Origin of the sequence: Levilactobacillus yonginensis (genome assembly GCF_003946265.1) — a bacterium.
Taxonomy (GTDB): domain Bacteria; phylum Bacillota; class Bacilli; order Lactobacillales; family Lactobacillaceae; genus Levilactobacillus; species Levilactobacillus yonginensis.
The window spans coordinates 203,050-221,349 of the sequence record NZ_RHNO01000001.1; the positions used below are offsets into that span (position 1 = coordinate 203,050).

The following is an 18,300-nucleotide window of genomic DNA, read 5'->3' on the forward strand; positions in this document are numbered from 1 at the left end:
TGGATGTCAGAACAAGTCTCTATGATGATTTAAGAGCGGATTACTCAGCGCAGTAAGGTACCGGTTTACTATAAAAATACCCCTGTGTCATCTGAGCATTGTATTGTTGGGCCAGGGCGACGTCGTCCTCATTCTCAACGCCTTCGACGGTCAGGTCCAGTTGGTACATGTCGGCAATTTTACGCCAAGCATTCAGACTGTCCATGAGATCTGCTTGCCGATGTTGGAGCCGGAAGTTTTGCATGGCAAACTTAATGCTATCCATAAACGGTAGGGCTGCCTGAACCGCCGGGCACCATTGATTGTCAGTGCCCACGTCGTCTAGACTCAATTGGATGTGGAAGCTCCGGTACAGTGGTACATAGCGGTGCAGCTCAGCCAGTGATGGCGTTTCCGTCAGTTCAACGGTCAATTGGAGATGCTTGATTGATTTTTTAAGATGGATCATGTGCCCAATAGTCTGGGGATCCATAAATTGTTTGCGATTTAGGTTAAATGAAATTTCAGGATTGTCGGGATGGTCCTTCAGGATATTCGTAATCTCTTGATAGGACAAAGAGACTTGCTGGTCCATCGGTAGGGCCGTGAAATCAGTTGGTGTGACCCAATAGTCGTGGCAGTACGAACGTAATAACAGCTCGTAGCCCGCTAATTTTTGTGTGACCGCGTTAATTTGCGGCTGAACGAAGAATCGATACATTTAGAATAAAACCCTCTTTCCCGTTGCACTCTAGGGCTAAACGGTAGAGTCCAGTATACAGCATCACCAAATTTATTTACAGGCCAAATGGTATAAGTCGTCCCTTATTTTGTCCGTCAATTTCTCCGAACTGTCCCGTGGTTTACCCAAACGTGAGTTTCTTCACTGGTTATTCGGGCACTTACATAAGTTACATTACTTACAAAACTTTCGATATGTATATTAATGAGCAAAAGGAAGATAATATGGAACTATCATATAGATTAATCATGGAGGCGACAAGAATGAGCGTGCTTAAAGCAGTTGAATCTACGTTCACAAACGCAGCAATTATTAGTTCCATTACTTCTACCATTTTCATTATCCTATTAGGGTTCTTCCTCCGTCGGCGGGGAACCTTCGGCGAAAACTTTGGAAAGGTTTTGACCAAAGTTGCCCTGAGTGTGGCTATCCCAGCACTGGCCTTTAATTCATTCATGCAACCCATGGATGGTGATGCCTTCAAGCAAGGTATGGGCGTCTTAGTATGGGGGATTGTGATTTATATTCTTTTGATTTTCGTTACCCCATTTATGTACCAACGTTACGTTAAGGGAGAACGTGAAGTCTTAGCTATCTTAACCACTTTCGGTTCAACCACTTTCTTCGGTATTCCTATCGTTGGGGCCGTTTACGGTGCCAAGGGTGTTATGTACAGTTCCATCTTCAACATCGGTTACCGGATCTTCCTTTACTCTTACGCCTACATTAAGATGTCTGGCTTGAAGATGGAAGGTAAGAACATCAAGAAGATGTTCGCCAACCCAATCGTTATCGCAACTTTCTTAGGTCTGTTCATGTGGCTCGGCCAACACTTGGTTCCTCAAGTAACGGTCCACGCCGCCCTCAACGGGGTTCAACAAACGGGCATGACGACCGTGGCTTTCTACCGAATCGACCAAACGGCCCTTTGGCTCTACAAGCCACTGACTTACTTAGCTAACTTGTCTTCACCATTAGCTTGGTTGGCAATTGGTGTTACCTTAGGATCAATTTCCTTCAAGGACGCTGCCGAGGACAAGACGCCTTGGTACTACGCCTTCAACAAGGTTATCATCGTGCCATTATTGAACTTGATTCTGCTTTGGGTCCTCGACATTACGGGTATCCTGCCACTGAGCTTCACGGCCGTTGCAACGATTGTTGTCATGATGGCAACGCCAACTGCCGCCGTTGCTTCCGCTTACGCTATTAGCTTTGACCGTGAAGCCGTTATGTCTTCCAACGCGTCCTTTATCTCGACCATCTGTGCCGTGGTAATGATGCCAATCTGGATTGCTATCTTGACGGTTATCAACGGTTTGGGTATTTTCCACTAGAAGTTTAATGAAAGAAAAGGAGTGCTTTTAAAATGGTAAAAATTACGTCCTACGGTGTTCGGCCAATTGAACGGCCTTACTTTGATGAATTGAACAAGTATGACTTTGAAATGACCTACGTTGAAGACCTCTTAACTCATGACAACGCCGAAGCATCTAAGGGTGCTGACGCCGTGTTGGTTCGTGGGAACTGTGTTGCCGACCGTCAGAACTTAGAAAAGTTTGCCAGCTGGGGCATCAAGTACGTTTTCACCCGTTCCGTTGGATTTAACCACATGGACCTGCAGGCTGCCGCTGATTTAGGCATCGAAATGGCTCGAGTACCAGCCTACTCCCCATACGCCGTTGCCGAATTAGCCTTTACCTTGGGCATGACCCTTTTCCGTCACGTAAACTTGGGCATTAGTCAAACGCGCCAAGCTGATTTCACCATCTCCCCAGCAATGTTCAGTAAGGAAATCCACACGGCCACCGTTGGTATCGTTGGTATCGGCCGGATCGGTTACACGGAAGCTAAGCTGTACAAGGCTTTAGGTGCCAAGGTTGTGGCTTACGACCCATACCCATCTGACGCTGCCAAGGAATTAGCTGAATTGATGGAATTACCAGATTTGCTTAAGCAAAGTGACATTGTTTCCATTCACGTGCCTTACTTCCCAGGCAAGAACGAAAACTTGGTCGACGACACCTTCGTTTCTCAAATGAAGAAGGGCGCCGTATTGATCAACACCGCGCGTGGTGAATTGTCCAACATTCCAGCCATCTTAAAGGGCTTGAACGACGGTCAAATCGACGGTTACGGTGCCGACGTTGTGCAAGACGAAGTGAACATCTTAGGTAAGAAGTTTGACAGCGTTGACGCTGTGCCTAACCAAGAGGTTCAAGACCTGTTGCGGGCTAACCCTAAGGTCCTGATTACACCACACGTTGGTTCTTACACGGAACCAGCTTTGCAAGACATGATCAGTATCAGTTACGATAATTTCCACGATATTTTGACGACGGGTGCTACTAAGAACGCCATTCACGCTAAATAAGCAATCACCATTAAACGGGTGCGGAGGACTTTCCTCCGCACCTTTTTTGGCGTCATCAGGCGGGGTGTCGCAGGCAGTGATTGCGTAGCTAAACCGGTTGCCCCTAAACGTATCCAATTGAAAGGGGATTAACGGCCACCGTTTCGAGTAGCCTTAACAGTTGCCTAACGCAACCGATTTCAGTATATTAGGAGGAGTGAGGGGACATTGTTGATGAAGTTTTTTAAAAAACACCTGCCATTTTGGGCGATGGTGATTGCTATCATGACGTTAACGATTGGGGTTTCGGTGGCAACCACTGTTTTCCTGATTCACCGGGATACGGTGGCGGAGAACAAGCAGGCTATTCAGAGCCGCATTCTTAAAATTGCCAAATCGACCGCTAAAATGACGGAAGTCAAACGCGTCATTGCCTCATCCAACGCGGGGACATCGGCCAATCTCCAGGCCTACATCAAACCTTTGGTCAAACGGGACGACGTGGATTTTATCGTGGTCATGAACCATGATCTGATTCGGCTGTCTCATCCACACAATCAGGACGTGGGTCACCATTTTAGTTCACTTAAAGACCCCGCCCCGGCCCTGCAAGGGCAGACACGCTATTCTACTGAGCCAGGTGTGCTGGGCCCCGAATACCGCGTTTTTTACCCGGTCAGAGCTCACGGCAAAATTATTGGGGTCGTCTGTGTGGGGGTTACGCAGCAGAACCTGAATCAGCAACTCCAACATAAGACGCGGCCCATCCTCATTGGGGGCCTGCTTGGTTTATTGGTCGGGCTGGTGCTTTCCGTTTTGCTCGGTATGTATTTACGCTACTTGTTGCTCGGAATGGAACCTAGTGAAATCTCCGAGCAAACCGCCCAACAGGCCTTGATCGACAACTCATTGCCCGAAGGCGTCATTGCCATCAACCGCGATGGTGTGGTCATCTCCGCTAATCACACGGCGCAATCCTTGTTCGGCCGAGAGTTGGTCTTGAATCAAGCTTTACCAGTGGATTTGCGGGAGACCCTCTTTACTGGCGCTGCAGTGACCCAGGCCGCCACGGGGGGCATCGAAGCCTCTTTCCGTGATAAGCAGTTGTTGTTATCCACCAATGACCTGCTGGTCCGGGGCAAACAAATCGGTCAGGTTTGTCTGATCCGCGATATGTCCGAAATCTCCGGTTTGATTGATAAGCTCGCCGGAACCGAACATTACGTGTCCTCGTTACGGGGGCAAACGCATGAATTTATGAACCAACTCCAGGTGATCAACGGCTTATTGGAGCTAGAAGAATATCCCCGCGCCCTAGAATTTGTGGGCCAGATTACCGATAATTACCATCACGATATTGGCTACGTCACAGATAAGATCAAGTGGCCGGCTATGATCGGCCTGATCCTGGGGAAGAGCAAGGAAGCTAAGGAGCAGGGAATCACGTTTAAGGTGGCTGAGGACGCTTCTGTGCCCCAAGCAGCCTTTGACGGGAAGGTCGAGGTGTTATTGCTCCGTATCATCTCTAATCTGCTGGATAACGCGATTGGGGCCATTCGTCAACCCGATGACCGGAGCTTGATCAGTTTGAAATTAGTCCTGACCGGGTCCCAACTACAAATCGTGGTGAGTGACACTGGGAGCGGCATCGCGCCCGATGTCCGGCAACAGATGTTTACGCAGGGCTTTTCCACCAAGGGTCCCCATCGTGGGTACGGAATGGGCATTATTCATGCCGCTGTGACAGCGTTGCATGGGCAGTTAGCCATTACTGATAATCAGCCATATGGAACCGTTATGACCGTTTTAGTTGAAACCAAGGAAGCGTTGAAATGAAGATATTAATAATTGAAGATGATCCCATGGTCCGGCTAATCAATCACAAATTTTTGGACCGGATTACCCAGCTAGCCAGTGCCACGGTCACCGAGTGTGAGAGCGCAGTGGTGGCTTTAGACCTGGCCGATTTGGACGAATACGCCCTGATCTTACTGGATATGTATTTACCACAGGTGAGTGGGACCGAGTTCTTAGCGGAACTCTTGAAACGCCAGCTACATCCGCAGGTCATCATGATGACGGCGGCCAACGACCAGCAGACCCTAAAGGAGGCCGTCAACTACGGCGTCCTGGATTTCTTGATCAAGCCGTTTTCGTTTGATCGGTTTGAACAGGCGATTGCTAAGTTCACGCGACTACAGGTGGTCGATGATAAACATACCGTCTCACAGACGGACCTGGATAGCCTGTTTCAGGGGACGACGGCAACGATGCAACCGGAAACGAGCCATGATTTACCCAAAGGGTTGGCTAAACTCTCCCTCCAACGGATCGTCCAGACGCTACGTCAATTTGATTCCGAGTTTTCCAATCAAGACGTTGCGGACCAGACGGGATTGTCCCGGGTGTCGACCAAAAAATACGTGGATTTTCTCACGGAGATTGGCTTTCTGGGCTCCCGCATCGTGTATCAGAACAGCGGTCGCCCCTTAACCAAGTTTCGAGTCGATGGCCAGGGTGAAGCCACTTTAAACGAATATCTATCATAGTTGAGACCGCAAAAGGCCCCGCCACGTCACCAATGGTTGGTGATGTGACGGGGCCTTTCTTATCGCTGGAATATCGGTTAGTTGGCCGTCGTTAAATTCAGTTCATACGCCCGGCGGACACCGTTAGCGTTGACTAAGCCCCGGTACTGGTAACCCAGGCTAGTCGCTAACGCCTGCATTTGTTGATTCATGGCGTGGGTGTCGACGCGAAAGTTACGGACACCAGCCTGGTAAGCCACACTCAGTAGATTGGAGAAGAAGTAGTGGCTGAGATGTTTGCCCGTGAAGCCAGCGCCGAGGGCAATACGGTGAATCGTGGCGTAGGGATCCGTGGTGTTGGCCCAAGCCCCGTCAATTTGGTGATAGTTGGGATCGTCGCCGACAATTAACGCGGCCGTTCCGGCAATTTGCCCGTCGACCAACAGAATCCAACTGTTCTGTTGGTCAATGTCGGTCGCGATGGCTGATTCGTTGGGATAACCGTCTTGCCATTGCGGGCTCCCACTGGCCTTTAGCTGGGATTTGGCGTGCGTAATGATCGGCATGATGGCGGGAATATCGGCCGGTTGTGCTCGGCGAATGTAAATCAAACTCATGAGTAGGTGCCTTCTCTCTAATATGCTTGGTACTAGCGTAGCACGTGACTGACTAATAAAAAAGCCACCACGCGGGGTGACCTTTCGGCTTACACTGTATTTCGTTACTAACTAATGTCCTATCAGTTGGTCATCGTGGATGGCGTACGTAAACCTTTTGCAATGATGATGCTAAAAGGACAACTAAAGCCGGAGTGCGACCAATTTATTATTGAGATTAGTAACCTGAATAGGTATCAATGGCGTCACCGAGACTTCTCAGAGGCGCTTCAGTAAAGAGTGCCACCAGCAGAATAACAATGATAATGATGACGACCAGTACACAGGAGGCTAGGATCCAGGTATAAAGTGGGTCTAGCCGAGGATGCGTCACGTCGCGAATAATTGTGAGGTAGTAGCCGAAAACCAAAACAGCAATGCTGGGCACGAAGATACTTGTTGCCAGAATGGCGTAGTGCGCGGCTAACGACCCCAGGTCAGTAATCGTGGCAGCGTTGATCACCAGGATGGCGGCAACTAGGAAAGCCACTAGGTTAATCGCGAGAATCGAACTCGTCGCACCAAAGAAGTGGTTGGTAAACTCGAAGAAGTTCAAAGGCTGATGGGCGTTGATCAGACGCCGGAAACCATAGGCTGCGCCGACCACCAGCGCATACAGCGCGAAAACACAGATGAAGAAGTCCATCCGCACAGCGGTCATCAGCGAACCACCGTTGATGGCGTTGCCGTCTGAGCCAAGCACCCGCAAGGCGACATTGACAGCGTGTTGCATGAACATGGACAGAATAATCGTGTTTAAGAGCACTTCGAGAAAGACCGTCAGAACACCAAACCAGTGATTGGCATTTTCAACGGGTGAAAGGGGATGCTTAAATGATTCCCACCACCAGGAAAAGTAATTGCGACTGGCTAAAGTGCCTGTGGCTAACGCCTGGCGTTGTGGTGTGGCGCCAGTGTCGGCCGCTTGGGTCGGTTCTGTCGGTGTGGCTGGGGCTGGTTCACTAGCGACTGCCTGGGCCAACTGATACCCACAATTGGGGCAGAAGCTGGAGCCAGCGGGAAGGGCAGTCCCACAATTTGGACAAAAATTAGTTTCGTTGGACATTGGTGGACTCCTTTCCTAGAGCGTGAATGGGAACAGACGCAGCGCGTTTAACAGGGTCACTAGAATCGTGATTCCCAGTCCGACAATAATTTGTCCCAGTAAAGCGGCATAGAGCTTATCGAAGCGGGGCGTCTTGAGGTTGTGGACTAGGCTGTAGATAAAGCTGGCGTTCAGAAGTAGAAAACCAGGGACCAAGAGGGACCGACTTGCGTCAATAAAGGCGCCATAAGCCCCATCTTGAAAGAAGCTGATCACCAGCATCAGAATACTGACGACCACTGCGGGAGTTGCCGTATGGCCAAACTGGTTGACGTATTCGAGAAAGCTATTGGACGTTTGATTACGGTCTAATAAACGACGCGCACCAAAGCCAATCGCTACAACAACTAGGACAATCAGGCCCTCTGAGAGGGCGGTAATCGCCGAGAAGCGAATCGTGAGACCAGGGATTCGTTTGAGGTACGTTGGATTGTCGCTAAACCAGTGAAGGTAGCGATTGTCCATGGAAGCAATCATGGCCGTATTGACGATGATCATCAGGACTAAGTTTAAAATACCAAATAGGTTGGTACTTCCAGCGACTGGTTGTCCCGGTCGCTTCAAAGAAGTCCACCACCAGGACAAAAAGTTCGTTGCGGTGGGCGTCGTTGTGGACGCCATCCGGGTGGCCGTTGGTGTTGGTTCTGACTCTACGGGGATGTCGGGTGTGGGGGTATTGCCGCTTAAGGCATATCCACATTGCGGGCAAAACTGTGTGTCCGCGTGTAGCGCGTGGCCACAGTTGGGACAGAATTTTTGTGGGTCGTTCATGCGTGGCCTCCTGAATGAATGCTAGTCATCGTTGTCGTGGTAGTCGCTGAGCTTGGTTGCGGGTCCGATGGAGGAAATGACGTAGCCCAGATTAGAGCCGTTAGAATCCTTAACAGTCGCGGTGTATTGCAAGACCTGAACGTGGGTGTAGTCGGCGTCCTCTAACCAGAAACCGTACTTCACGTTATATGTGACCAGACTCGTACCATTTGGACCAGGTTTAATGTCTTTAATGGTGGTGGTCATATCGGTAGAATCGACGGCGGCATCGTTGGCATATCCTTTGGCCATGGAGACTAACTCGGAGTAATCAGAGTTGCTACTGCCATTTGTGAAGAAGTCAGCCAAATCATCATCGTTCCCGTCAGTAGCATCGCTGATATCACCTTCGTCGGTAATCCCGTCAACGGCTACGAATAAGTTGCTAAAGAAGTCATCAGCATCACTGTTAGAAATGACATCAGGGTATTTCAAGTCGACACTGCCTTGATCATCGCTATCGCTCAACTTGACCGTGTTAGTCGTTGCCTTACCAGCGGTCGAGGAGTATTGCGCGTAAACGGCCATGTCGGAGGTCCAAGGTTCATCCTTCAGGCTGTAGGAACCGTTATTATCCGCGGTCCCGAGCTTTTTGCCGTTCAAGTAGATGGCAGAGCCGGGAACCGTGTTAAATGACAGGGAGATTGTCTTCAGTTCCAGGTTGTAAGTTTTGCTGGTGGTGATGTGGTAGTCGCTACTGTTGGCCAGTTTGTGCCCCCCCACCGTACCAGAGGCTTCCAGGTGGTATTCACCGGGAACCATAGCGTCTAATTTCTTGGTGTAGCCGTCAACGCTCGCCGTGGCAATTTTCTTGCCATCCAGCTTGATGACGTTGCCGGAGTGGTTGGTTTTAACGGTTGGGTAGACCGGACTCACGTTAATTTTGTAACGAGGGAAGATCAGAAAATGGTGGCCACTCTTTTCAAAGGTCATGGTGCCATCATCGCTGCGACCGTTACTGTTCAAGGCCGACTTCAAGTCGCTCAGTGCCTGGCCGTGGTCGCTGTAATAACGGTTCACGGGCAGTAACGCTTGATTAGACAGCTTCAAATCAGAACTGGCGGTGGTGAAGTAAGGGGTCATGTTCTTACCACTCTTAATGTGACTGATGGTCCGGTCTAACGTGGCCGAGCGGGAGTAGTGGGTGCCGCCCCAGATGAAGAAGCCGGCGACTGCTACGATGGCAACAGCAATGCCACCCCATTTGAGCTTCTTTTTCTTGTCCCAGGGCTTGTGAGGTTTGCGTACTCGGGCAGGCTTAGCTGGTGCGGTAGTCTGCGTTGATTGAACGGGTGTCGTCGGCTGGTCGACCGAAGCCTGACCAGTATTGAGGTTGTACCCACAGTTTTGGCAGAAGGTGTCCGTTGGGGCAACGGGCTGGCCACAGTTGGGACAGAAATGTGATTGGCCGCCGGGTTGATTATCCGCGGGAGCCATGAACGGTGTTAAATGCATGGGTTAAACCTCCAGAATTAGTGTTGGGAATCGTGAACTAAAGCTTCACCGTACAGGCAAAGTTGGCCGGGAGACATGGGTTCGGCCTGAATGGTGATGCGGGCGGCACCAGCGTAGCCCTTGGCTAAGAGCAGAGCGTAGAGGTGCTTCATCATGTCCTCCCAAGCGGCCTTAGCGCCAGCCCGGGGAGCAACGTCACTTTCAGCGAAAATCATGCCAACAGTCCGGTAACCCGTCGGAATTTCGGTGTCCTTGGTAATGATAAATGTTTTGGTCTGTGCAACTTCGTCGGGTGTCAGTTCCAGGTCAAACAGCGGGAACGATTGGTCGGCGGCGTGGGGAATCATGGCGTAGTCGTCAGCCGTGGTCAGCGTCGTCCCACACTTGAGACAGAAGTTGGCGTCGGCACTGTTTTGGTTGCCACAGTTGGAGCAAATACGGTAGTAAGTCTGTTTCATTGGAAGAATCTTCCTTTCGGGAGTGAGTTTTAACGATCAGTAACTTTGTCGAAGAGGCCAGTATCAGAGTTGTAAACGGCCAGGATGTCGTTTGCTTTGTCGTAGCGGAACGTGTCCATGTGGTCACCGTCATCATCGTCGTAAACTTTAACCTGGATGACGTTGTCGTGGGCTTGCGTGGTACTGTAATCGTAGTCATCGATGTCGTCCATGTAGTCGGTAGCTTGGTAAATATTATCAACGGCGTCTTGACCATCGGAGGATAGGTCGTCGTAGTCCGAGTATGTGCGACCATTCCCTTGGTCATCACCATCTGAATCATGGGTGTTGGTACCAGAGGTGTTGTCATCGTTAGCCGTGGTCGTGGCACCAGTTGAGTCGTCGTTGGTATCGTTGGTGGTATCTTTGGCAGTCTTGGCGGCCTTCACACTCAGGTTAACGTCCCTGGTCGTATCGCTGCTGGAAATCAGGTTGATCTTGACGCTCTTGTTGGATTGGCTACCAGAAAGCTTAAACGTATAGTGACCAGGGAACAGTGGACCGGCCTTGTAGCTGTAGTGGTCATTTTTGGACGTGGCCAGGGCATCGCCGTTCGCCGTAATCGTGGCGTTGTCGACGTTGGTAGAAATGGTAGGATGCATGGTGGTGACTTTCAACTTGTAAACGGGGAAGAAGAGCATGGTGTGGCCCGACTTGATCAGGGTAAACGTGTGATCAGCGGATTGGCCGTTTTTTTGCAGGTCCGTCCGCATGTTGGTAACGTAATCCTGATGGGTGCGCGCGTAGGTCAACAGCGGTTGAACGGTGTCGCCCGTGATTTTCAGGTTAGGATTATCACTAACCAATAGTTTGGCGAGGTCGTTGCTTTGATTATCACTGATCATATCGGTGATATTGGCAATCTGCTTGTCTTTACCGGCCTGTTTATTGTAGAACGAGGCCCCCAGGACAATCACAATGATGACCGCAATTCCAATGACGGCCCAGACGCTACGCTTGAACCACTTGGACTTCGGTTGCTTACCGGGTTTTGCAGCAGAATTCTTCCGCCGACGTCCCAACCGCTTAGCCTTGGTCTTTGGTTGTGCAGCGGCTTCGGTGGTTGTCTGACGCAAGTCGTAGCCGCAGTGCTCACAGAAAATGCTATCGGCTGCGACCTCTTGATGACAATTAGGACATTTTTTCATAATTTCTCTCCTTAGAAGTGGGTAGGTACGAAAAAAGGCTTTAGCTCCGCGTTTATGACAACCCTTCGCGTTAGCTGAAGCCGGTTCGAATAAATGACGTGATAATTATGTATGGTATTAAATGCACGAAAACAGAAAAAGTTGCGCATCGCACACGACCTAAATATTAAGTTTTTACCATATTGTTATTATACGCTAATGGAAGGTAAGTGGAATAACTATTTTCACAAATTAATTGACAAGTTGTGGACGAGAGGTTTACTATGGCAAGATTGAAAAATGACTGATGGTCAATTTAGAAAGGGGGAATTCCCTATGGTCAACGTGTTAAGTCGGGACCAAAAGTCCGCTAAGGCGCAACGGATTGCGACCGCTGCCTGGCAACTATTTTCTCAGTATAGCTTCAGCGATATCTCGATGACCAAACTGGCTGAGGCGGCTGGGGTCGCCAAGGGGACACTCTTTAACTACTATCAGACTAAGGAAAGTATCTTTATGACGGGACTACTGACGGGGTATCGAACGTATCTGGCGGACCTGACGCAAAGGCTGGTCGCGCATCCCGTACACACGCCAGCGGAGCTTAAAGCACGGCTACTAACTGAGACTCGGACGCTGATTACCGACCACAGTACGCTGGTTCGGCTGAACGCTTTGCGGGGGCCAGTATTAGAGGCTCACGCCGACCGTCAACGCACGGCGCAAGACCGCCAAGCGCTCTATACCGTGAATACCCGGCTGGGGGCCGTATTGGCACAACAGATTCCTGGTTTGTCGGTAGAAACGGCCACCCATCTTTTTGTGATTCAGAGTGCCATTATCAGTGGTCTGATGAATCTGGCCGGACTCGACCAATTTAATCACACGACGCTGACGGCGGATTTTCCGGCATTTCAAATCAATCTCGAAGCCGAGGCTTGCCGCACCTTTGGCTATTACCTTGACGGCATCTTTCAGGAGGAAATTCATGCAACAATCTAACGTTCGTAATTTTGCTATCATTGCCCACATCGACCACGGGAAATCGACCCTGGCCGACCGCATCATGGAACAGACTCAGACCGTCAGCGACCGCGAAAGCAAGGCCCAGTTACTGGATGACCTGCAGGTTGAACAGGCCCACGGGGTGACTGTGAAATCACGGACCGTGCGGAACTACTATCAGGCTGATGATGGTCAGGAGTACACGTACAATTTTATCGATACCCCGGGGCACGTTGATTTTACCTACGAAGTCTCCAAAAGCCTAGCTGCCAGTGACGGTGCGCTATTGCTGGTTGACGCCACTCAGGGCGTGCAGGCCCAAACGGTGGCTAACCTGCGTCTAGCTGAGGAAAACCACCTAACTGTAATTCCGGTGATCAACAAGATCGATGCAGCCGCGGCCGACGTTGACCGGACTACCGAGCAGATTCGGGCGCTGTCACCGGATTTTGCGGACGGAGAGATGCTAAAAATATCCGCTAAGACCGGACTCAACGTGCACGATGTCATGGAGGCCATTCATACGCGAATCCCAGCACCAGTGGGGGATGCACAGCAGCCATTAAAGGCGCTGGTCTTTGACTCCCAGTATGACGCTTTCAAAGGGATTATCGCCTACGTCCGTCTGGTCGATGGTGCTTTGAACGCCAATGATAAGCTGACATTGATGGCAAATGGGCAGGCAGTCACCGCTAATGAAATTGGCATCTTTGCGCCGCAACGGGTGGCTACCAAAAAGCTGCAATCCGGCGATGTTGGTTACGTGGTGACCGGACTAAAGGATCCCCAGGCGCTGCGCGTGGGGGATACGTTGACAACGATTGCCAATCCCACGGCGACTGCTTTACCGGGTTATGAACCGTCGCAATCCATGGTCTTTGCGGGATTCTATCCGCAAGGGGACCACTACCACGACCTACAGCTGGCCGTGGAAAAGTTGGCCTTGAACGATACGTCCTTTCATTACCGGCCAGAAAGTTCGGACGCTTTGGGAGCGGGTTTCCGCTGCGGGTTCTTAGGCATTTTTCACTTACAGATCATCCGCGAACGCCTGCACGATGAGTACGGGTTGGACGTCCTGACGACGGCACCTAACGTGACGTACCGGGTGCATTTGAAGAATACGGCGGACCCCGTGGTGGTGAATAACCCCATCAAGTTCCCGGACTATTCGCAGATTGATTTCGTGGAGGAACCTTTAGCCACCGCGACCATTACGACCACTAGTGACAGCTTGAGCGACGTCATGAAGTTGGCGACCCAGCATCGGGGCGAGCTACAGGATATGCGCAACCAGGGTGACCTGGTGGTTCTGGTCTACCAACTGCCGTTCGCTGAAATTGCTTATGATTTCTTCAACGCGCTGAAGTCCGTGTCCCACGGCTACGCCACGTTGACGACGGCACTGGCAGGCTATGACATTGCTGACGTGGTCAAGATTGAAGTTCACGTCAACTACGCCAAGGTCGACGCCTTATCCTTTGTGGTTCACCGTGAGGATGCACCCAAGGTGACCCAGGAACTGGTCCAAAAATTAAAGTTCGTGATTCCACGTAAACTCTACCCTATGCCCGTTCAGGGAGTGGTGGAAGGTAAGGCACTGTCCCGGGTGGATGTGCCACCGCTGCGGCTAACGGGGAAAAGCGTAGCACGGCTAAGAAGCAAGCCCTGTTACGACGTCAAAGTGTGAACAAACGGCAGGCAGCCCACAGCGATATTGATTTGCCGCAGGAAGTGTTTAATGCGGTTTTGGATTTAGAGAAGTAGACGTTAACCCAGTTGACCACTGGTGAAAAGTTCAAGTTGTTTTGGCAAATAATTAGTTCTTGTTCCGGACGTGAAAAGTCACTGACCTGTTCTGGTCAGTGACTTTTTTTGCGTTGAGGCTTAACCCACATTGTTTACAATTTGGGAGATGATTCGATTACTAATGCTGGTACAACGCTATAAGCAAATAAAAAATATAAAATTCATTATATAAGGTTTCTACTTTAATTGATTAACGGCAACAAATAAGCTATACTCGAAGCATCTTATAGGTAAAGGGGATTTTCAGATGACTGAAAAGAAAGAACCAATTCGGAATGCAGACCACACAGGTTGGATTGATGATGGCCCCCGGAACTATCAACGGGATCAGCAAAACCCCGACTTGTTAGTTCCACCCGCAACAGATCACGGTACCGTGGCGAACTTACGGTTTAGCTTTTCTGACGTGCACATGCGGTTAGAAGAGGGCGGTTGGACCCGCGAAGTTACGAATCGTGAGCTGCCCGCCTCCCACGACTTGGCAGGGGTGGATATGTGTTTGAAGCCCGGTGCTTACCGAGAAATGCATTGGCATCAACAGGCTGAATGGGCCATGATGCTGAAAGGAAATGCCCGCGTGACCGCCCTTAATGAAAAGGGCGAAAGCTTCATTGACGATATTGAAGCCGGTGACCTCTGGGATTTTGAGGCAGGGATTCCGCACTCAATTCAAGCGTTAGATCAGGGGTGTGAATTTTTACTCGTCTTTAGTGAACCGGATTTTTCCGAAAACAACACCTTCTTACTGACTGACTGGCTAGCGCACACGCCCAAAGACATTATTGCGGCTAACTTTAAGGTTGATGAAGCGACGCTAAAGCCGTTACCAAATCATGAAAAATACATTTTTAATGGTAGCGTCCCTGGACCTATCGATAGTGTGAAGAAGCCAGGAACCCCTATGCATACGCCGTTGACACTGCATATGAAAGATGTGCCAGCGAAGAAGTTTGAGGCTGGCAAGGTGTGGATCATTGATGAAGCCGTCTTCCCAGCTGCCAAGACGATTTCTGCAGCGATTGTGGAGGTTGAACCGGGTGGCATGCGCGAATTACACTGGCATCCGAAGTCAGAGGAATGGGATTACTACATTCAGGGTCAAGCCAAGGTTGGCGTCTTTAATTCTAATACGTTAGCCCGTACGTTTAACTTTACGGCTGGGGATGTTGGCGTTATTCCAAAAGAAGCGGGCCATTACATTCAAAATATTGGCGATGAACCGCTGATTTTCATTGAATTGTTCAAGAACCCCGTTTACTCAGACGTTTCGCTTAACAAGTGGTTGGCCATTTCACCAACTCAAATGGTTGCCGACCACTTGAATTTGCCCGTTTCAACGGTTGAAAACTTCCCAGCGGAAGAAGCGGCAGTCGTCTGGTATCGTGACGCTGCAACGCCGACACGACCGGTGGCACCAAGCTCACCAGAGAAGAGTAGTGCCAGCGACGTTTTTAGTGAATAGAAGTGAATGCGAATGAACCAGTTTGATGTAATCGTGATTGGCGGTGGCGTTGGTGGCGCCGGCGTCGCAGTAAAGGCAGCCTCGCACGGACAATCCGTGGCCATCGTTGAGCAACGTGATTGGGGTGGCGCGACCGTGACGCGCGGAAGTACGCCTAAAAAGGTCCTGTTAGCTGGAACTGAAGCTCATCAGCAATTTCGTCAGCAAAATGGGGAAGCGGTCCCGTCGGTTAATTGGCAGCGGTTGGCGGCCCACCGGGATGCGGTGGTGAGTCAAACGCAGGAACGTTTCAAAACACGCTTTCAGACGGCGGGTATCCGGACGTTTGAAGGCCACGCGCAGTTCGTAAATGACCGCCAAATTCAGGTCAACGGTCAGTTGCTGACGGGGACGCGCATTGTCCTGGCGACAGGCGCACGACCACGGGAGCTCACCATTCCTGGCAGCCAATGGATTCAACACTCGGGTAGTTTCTTTCGCTGTCACCAGTTGCCACAGCGACTCACCATTCTAGGGGCTGGCGTGATTGCCTTTGCGATTGCTGGTATCGCTAGCGAGGCCGGGGCTCAGGTCACACTGATTCAACGAAACCACGTGGCCTTACGTGGATATGATTCGGATTTTGTTGCCGAACTGCTGGCTAACTTAGCCCGACAGAACGTCCGAGTGGTTTTTGATGATGGTTTGGCGGAGTTGACTCGTGAGTCGACAGGTATTCAAGTCTTGACGAAACAAGGCCGGCGTTGGCAAACGGATGCCGTTTACAGCGCACTGGGCCGCGTTCCTAACGTTGAAGATTTAAACCTGCCGGCCGCTAACGTGATTACCACCACGCATGGTATTCAGGTGAATACGTATTTGCAAACGAGCAATCCTCGCGTCTATGCTGTCGGGGATTGTGCGGCGACGGCGACGCCTAATTTGGCCAATTATGCCATTTATCAAGGGAAATACTTGGGTGACTTATTCACGGCTGCACAGGCGTTTCCGATTACCTATCCGGTGATGGCGAGTGCGGTTTTCAGTGCTCCCAGGTTAGCCCAGGTGGGTTGCTCAACAACCGTCGCCCAGCAATCGCCCGCAACCTATGCGGTGGTTCGTAAGGATCTGAGCCAATGGCTAACTTACCAGCGTGATTACGATGATTTGGCCCAGCTAAAGTTAGTGGTGCACCGACAAAGCGGGCAAGTCGTTGGCGCTGAGGTAATTAGCCAGCAGGCGGATGTGTTGATCAACTATTTAGCCTTACTGATTCAACAAAAAATCACCCCCGAGCAACTGCACGACACATTCTTTGCGTATCCATCGGCTGCGGTTGATTTATACGGTATTTGGACGTAGACGTCGGTGCTGTCCGGCTCGACCGGGCTTCCCCCAAGCGCTGATGATACGGTTGATGCAATTAATTATAAGTGACAACTGAATAAGGTCAGAGATAGGAAGAGCGCCTGGGATTTATTATCCACAGGCGCTCTTTTTGATTTAGAATTGTCGTTTGACCTTAGAGTGGCTAATCTCCAAAGTAAGCTTGAACCGCTGCCAACATGTCAGTGGTCTGTTGATTCAACAGAGGTGGCAGGTCGTCGAGCGGGAAGTATTTCAGGTCGAGAGTCTCATCAGTGGCTGATTCCAGCGTGTGGCCACCAATGGGTTTGACCAGATACAGTTGAGAAATGACTTGGGTGACGTCACCGTTGGGGTATTTGGTAAACCCCTGATCGAAAATCCCCAGCGATTTGACGAGCTCGACGTCGAGACCGGCGTCTTCCTTGTACTCTCGGACCATAGCTTGGTCGAACGTCTCACCGTATTCGAGGTAGCCGCCTGGGAGACTCCAGTTGTGCGTGTCGGTCCGTAGGTTGAGCAGAACCTCATGCTGGTCGTTAGTAGCGACCCCGGCCGCAGCGTTGAGAATCAACGGCTTATGGCCGACTAATTCGCGAATTTCTTTAATGTAATTTGCCAATCGTATCAAACCTACTTTCTACGTGAAGGTAGCTTTAGTATACCGCTAAATGCTAAGCTAAATTGGCCCTAAATGATAGTTACAATTCAAAAAAAGACGATCCACGCAACGCTACTTAGCGCACGTGGATCGTCCTTTGTCATTACTTGTTTAAGCGGTGGTAGTTCTCATCAAAATATTTCCCGGCACGAATGTCGTCTGGGAGACTTGGATAAGGGGCTTCACTGATGACATCTTCGTTGTTTTGCCCAGCATCACCCATGTAAGTGATCTTAGCAAATTCAGGAACGACCAGCTTAGGGTAAGTATCGTACTTTTCCCGAGCGGCTTCCATCACGTCGATGTGTTCGTTTTGGTAGGTAACCGTGATTTCAGGATGGTCTTGAACCCACTTAGGGAAGAAGATGGTCCCGTTTAACTTGCCTTCGTTGGGCACGAAGTCCAAAGCGACGTCCGTCCCGGTTGGTTCGGTCCAGGCAATCTTGTAGATGCCAGGAACCAGCATCACAATGTTGGCTTCTTGGTCGGTGACCCAGCGGCCAGCGACCATGCCACCGTGAATCCGGTAGTCAACGGTGTGGTCGTTCTTCGCGTACCATTCGTATTCCCAGCCATTATCGTAGGTGTAAATGAAGTGTGTTCCTAAAAAGTCATCGAGTGTTTTAAATTCTTTTGCCATAAGTCGGGTGCTCCTTTTAATTTCAGATTGGATTAGGCTCTATTCTGCCGAATTAAACCATGTAATTAATTACATGGTTTAATTTACTTGATTACTATAAATCGTTTGGCTAGCAGTGTCAACAATT

Annotated in this window: 16 protein-coding genes and 1 pseudogene; 8 read left to right on the plus strand and 9 right to left on the minus strand. The window is 50.3% G+C overall.

The features are described 5' to 3' along the window. Nucleotides 1-40: 40 nt before the first annotated feature. Entirely contained in the window at nucleotides 41-700 is a 660-nt protein-coding gene (locus EKM87_RS00920; RefSeq protein ID WP_125680886.1) for an EAL domain-containing protein, read from the minus strand. Between the two features lie 284 nt (nucleotides 701-984). Between EKM87_RS00920 and EKM87_RS00925 the strand changes: the two genes are divergently transcribed. The 4 genes from EKM87_RS00925 (at nucleotide 985) to EKM87_RS00940 (ending at nucleotide 5,623) form a co-directional block, all read left to right on the plus strand. Then, complete coding sequence (locus EKM87_RS00925) at nucleotides 985-2,058, plus strand: AEC family transporter (protein WP_125680888.1); 1,074 nt, start codon at nucleotides 985-987, stop codon at nucleotides 2,056-2,058. Between the two features lie 32 nt (nucleotides 2,059-2,090). Beyond that, on the plus strand, nucleotides 2,091-3,095 hold the full coding sequence (locus tag EKM87_RS00930; protein ID WP_125680890.1) for a 2-hydroxyacid dehydrogenase: 1,005 nt from the start codon (nucleotides 2,091-2,093) through the stop codon (nucleotides 3,093-3,095). A gap of 213 nt (nucleotides 3,096-3,308) precedes the next feature. Beyond that, nucleotides 3,309-4,910, plus strand: coding sequence for an ATP-binding protein (locus EKM87_RS00935; RefSeq protein WP_125680892.1), 1,602 nt, complete (start codon nucleotides 3,309-3,311; stop codon nucleotides 4,908-4,910). After that, a complete protein-coding gene (locus EKM87_RS00940) occupies nucleotides 4,907-5,623 on the plus strand; it encodes a response regulator (protein ID WP_125680894.1) in 717 nt (238 codons plus the stop codon). Before EKM87_RS00935 ends, EKM87_RS00940 begins: the two co-directional genes overlap by 4 nt. A gap of 77 nt (nucleotides 5,624-5,700) precedes the next feature. Here the strand turns inward: EKM87_RS00940 and EKM87_RS00945 are convergent, their stop codons facing one another. The 6 genes from EKM87_RS00945 to EKM87_RS00970 form a co-directional block, all read right to left on the minus strand. Then, nucleotides 5,701-6,219, minus strand: coding sequence for a GNAT family N-acetyltransferase (locus EKM87_RS00945; protein WP_125680896.1), 519 nt, complete (start codon nucleotides 6,217-6,219; stop codon nucleotides 5,701-5,703). 217 nt (nucleotides 6,220-6,436) lie between these two features. After that, nucleotides 6,437-7,324 carry a zinc ribbon domain-containing protein gene (locus EKM87_RS00950; protein ID WP_125680898.1) on the minus strand — a complete coding sequence of 296 codons (888 nt, stop codon included), beginning with the start codon at nucleotides 7,322-7,324 and terminating at the stop codon, nucleotides 6,437-6,439. Between the two features lie 15 nt (nucleotides 7,325-7,339). Next, nucleotides 7,340-8,134 (minus strand): zinc-ribbon domain-containing protein, encoded by a 795-nt coding sequence (locus EKM87_RS00955; protein ID WP_125680901.1) that lies wholly within the window; start codon nucleotides 8,132-8,134, stop codon nucleotides 7,340-7,342. 21 nt (nucleotides 8,135-8,155) lie between these two features. Then, complete coding sequence (locus tag EKM87_RS00960; protein ID WP_125680903.1) at nucleotides 8,156-9,628, minus strand: zinc ribbon domain-containing protein; 1,473 nt, start codon at nucleotides 9,626-9,628, stop codon at nucleotides 8,156-8,158. A 17-nt stretch (nucleotides 9,629-9,645) separates the two neighbouring features. Continuing rightward, nucleotides 9,646-10,086: a zinc ribbon domain-containing protein gene (locus EKM87_RS00965; protein ID WP_125680905.1), complete on the minus strand. Its 441-nt coding sequence runs from the start codon at nucleotides 10,084-10,086 to the stop codon at nucleotides 9,646-9,648. 29 nt (nucleotides 10,087-10,115) lie between these two features. Next, on the minus strand, nucleotides 10,116-11,273 hold the full coding sequence (locus EKM87_RS00970) for a TcaA second domain-containing protein (RefSeq protein ID WP_125680907.1): 1,158 nt from the start codon (nucleotides 11,271-11,273) through the stop codon (nucleotides 10,116-10,118). A 315-nt stretch (nucleotides 11,274-11,588) separates the two neighbouring features. Between EKM87_RS00970 and EKM87_RS00975 the strand changes: the two genes are divergently transcribed. From EKM87_RS00975 to EKM87_RS00990, 4 genes and pseudogenes are all read left to right on the plus strand, one after another. Beyond that, the gene (locus EKM87_RS00975) at nucleotides 11,589-12,254 is read left to right on the plus strand and encodes a TetR/AcrR family transcriptional regulator (RefSeq protein ID WP_125680909.1); all 666 of its coding nucleotides are present in this window, start codon (nucleotides 11,589-11,591) and stop codon (nucleotides 12,252-12,254) included. After that, a pseudogene (gene lepA / locus EKM87_RS00980) lies at nucleotides 12,241-14,024 on the plus strand (translation elongation factor 4). Before EKM87_RS00975 ends, lepA begins: the two are co-directional and overlap by 14 nt. A 289-nt stretch (nucleotides 14,025-14,313) precedes the next feature. Beyond that, nucleotides 14,314-15,528, plus strand: a complete 1,215-nt coding sequence (locus EKM87_RS00985) for a cupin domain-containing protein (RefSeq protein ID WP_125680911.1) — start codon at nucleotides 14,314-14,316, stop codon at nucleotides 15,526-15,528. Nucleotides 15,529-15,540: 12 nt separating this feature from the next. Next, nucleotides 15,541-16,869: a dihydrolipoyl dehydrogenase family protein gene (locus EKM87_RS00990; protein WP_164506401.1), complete on the plus strand. Its 1,329-nt coding sequence runs from the start codon at nucleotides 15,541-15,543 to the stop codon at nucleotides 16,867-16,869. A gap of 169 nt (nucleotides 16,870-17,038) precedes the next feature. Here the strand turns inward: EKM87_RS00990 and EKM87_RS00995 are convergent, their stop codons facing one another. Then, nucleotides 17,039-17,494 carry an NUDIX hydrolase gene (locus EKM87_RS00995; protein ID WP_125680915.1) on the minus strand — a complete coding sequence of 152 codons (456 nt, stop codon included), beginning with the start codon at nucleotides 17,492-17,494 and terminating at the stop codon, nucleotides 17,039-17,041. 142 nt (nucleotides 17,495-17,636) lie between these two features. Beyond that, complete coding sequence (locus EKM87_RS01000; protein ID WP_125680917.1) at nucleotides 17,637-18,173, minus strand: phenolic acid decarboxylase; 537 nt, start codon at nucleotides 18,171-18,173, stop codon at nucleotides 17,637-17,639. Nucleotides 18,174-18,300 lie beyond the last annotated feature (127 nt).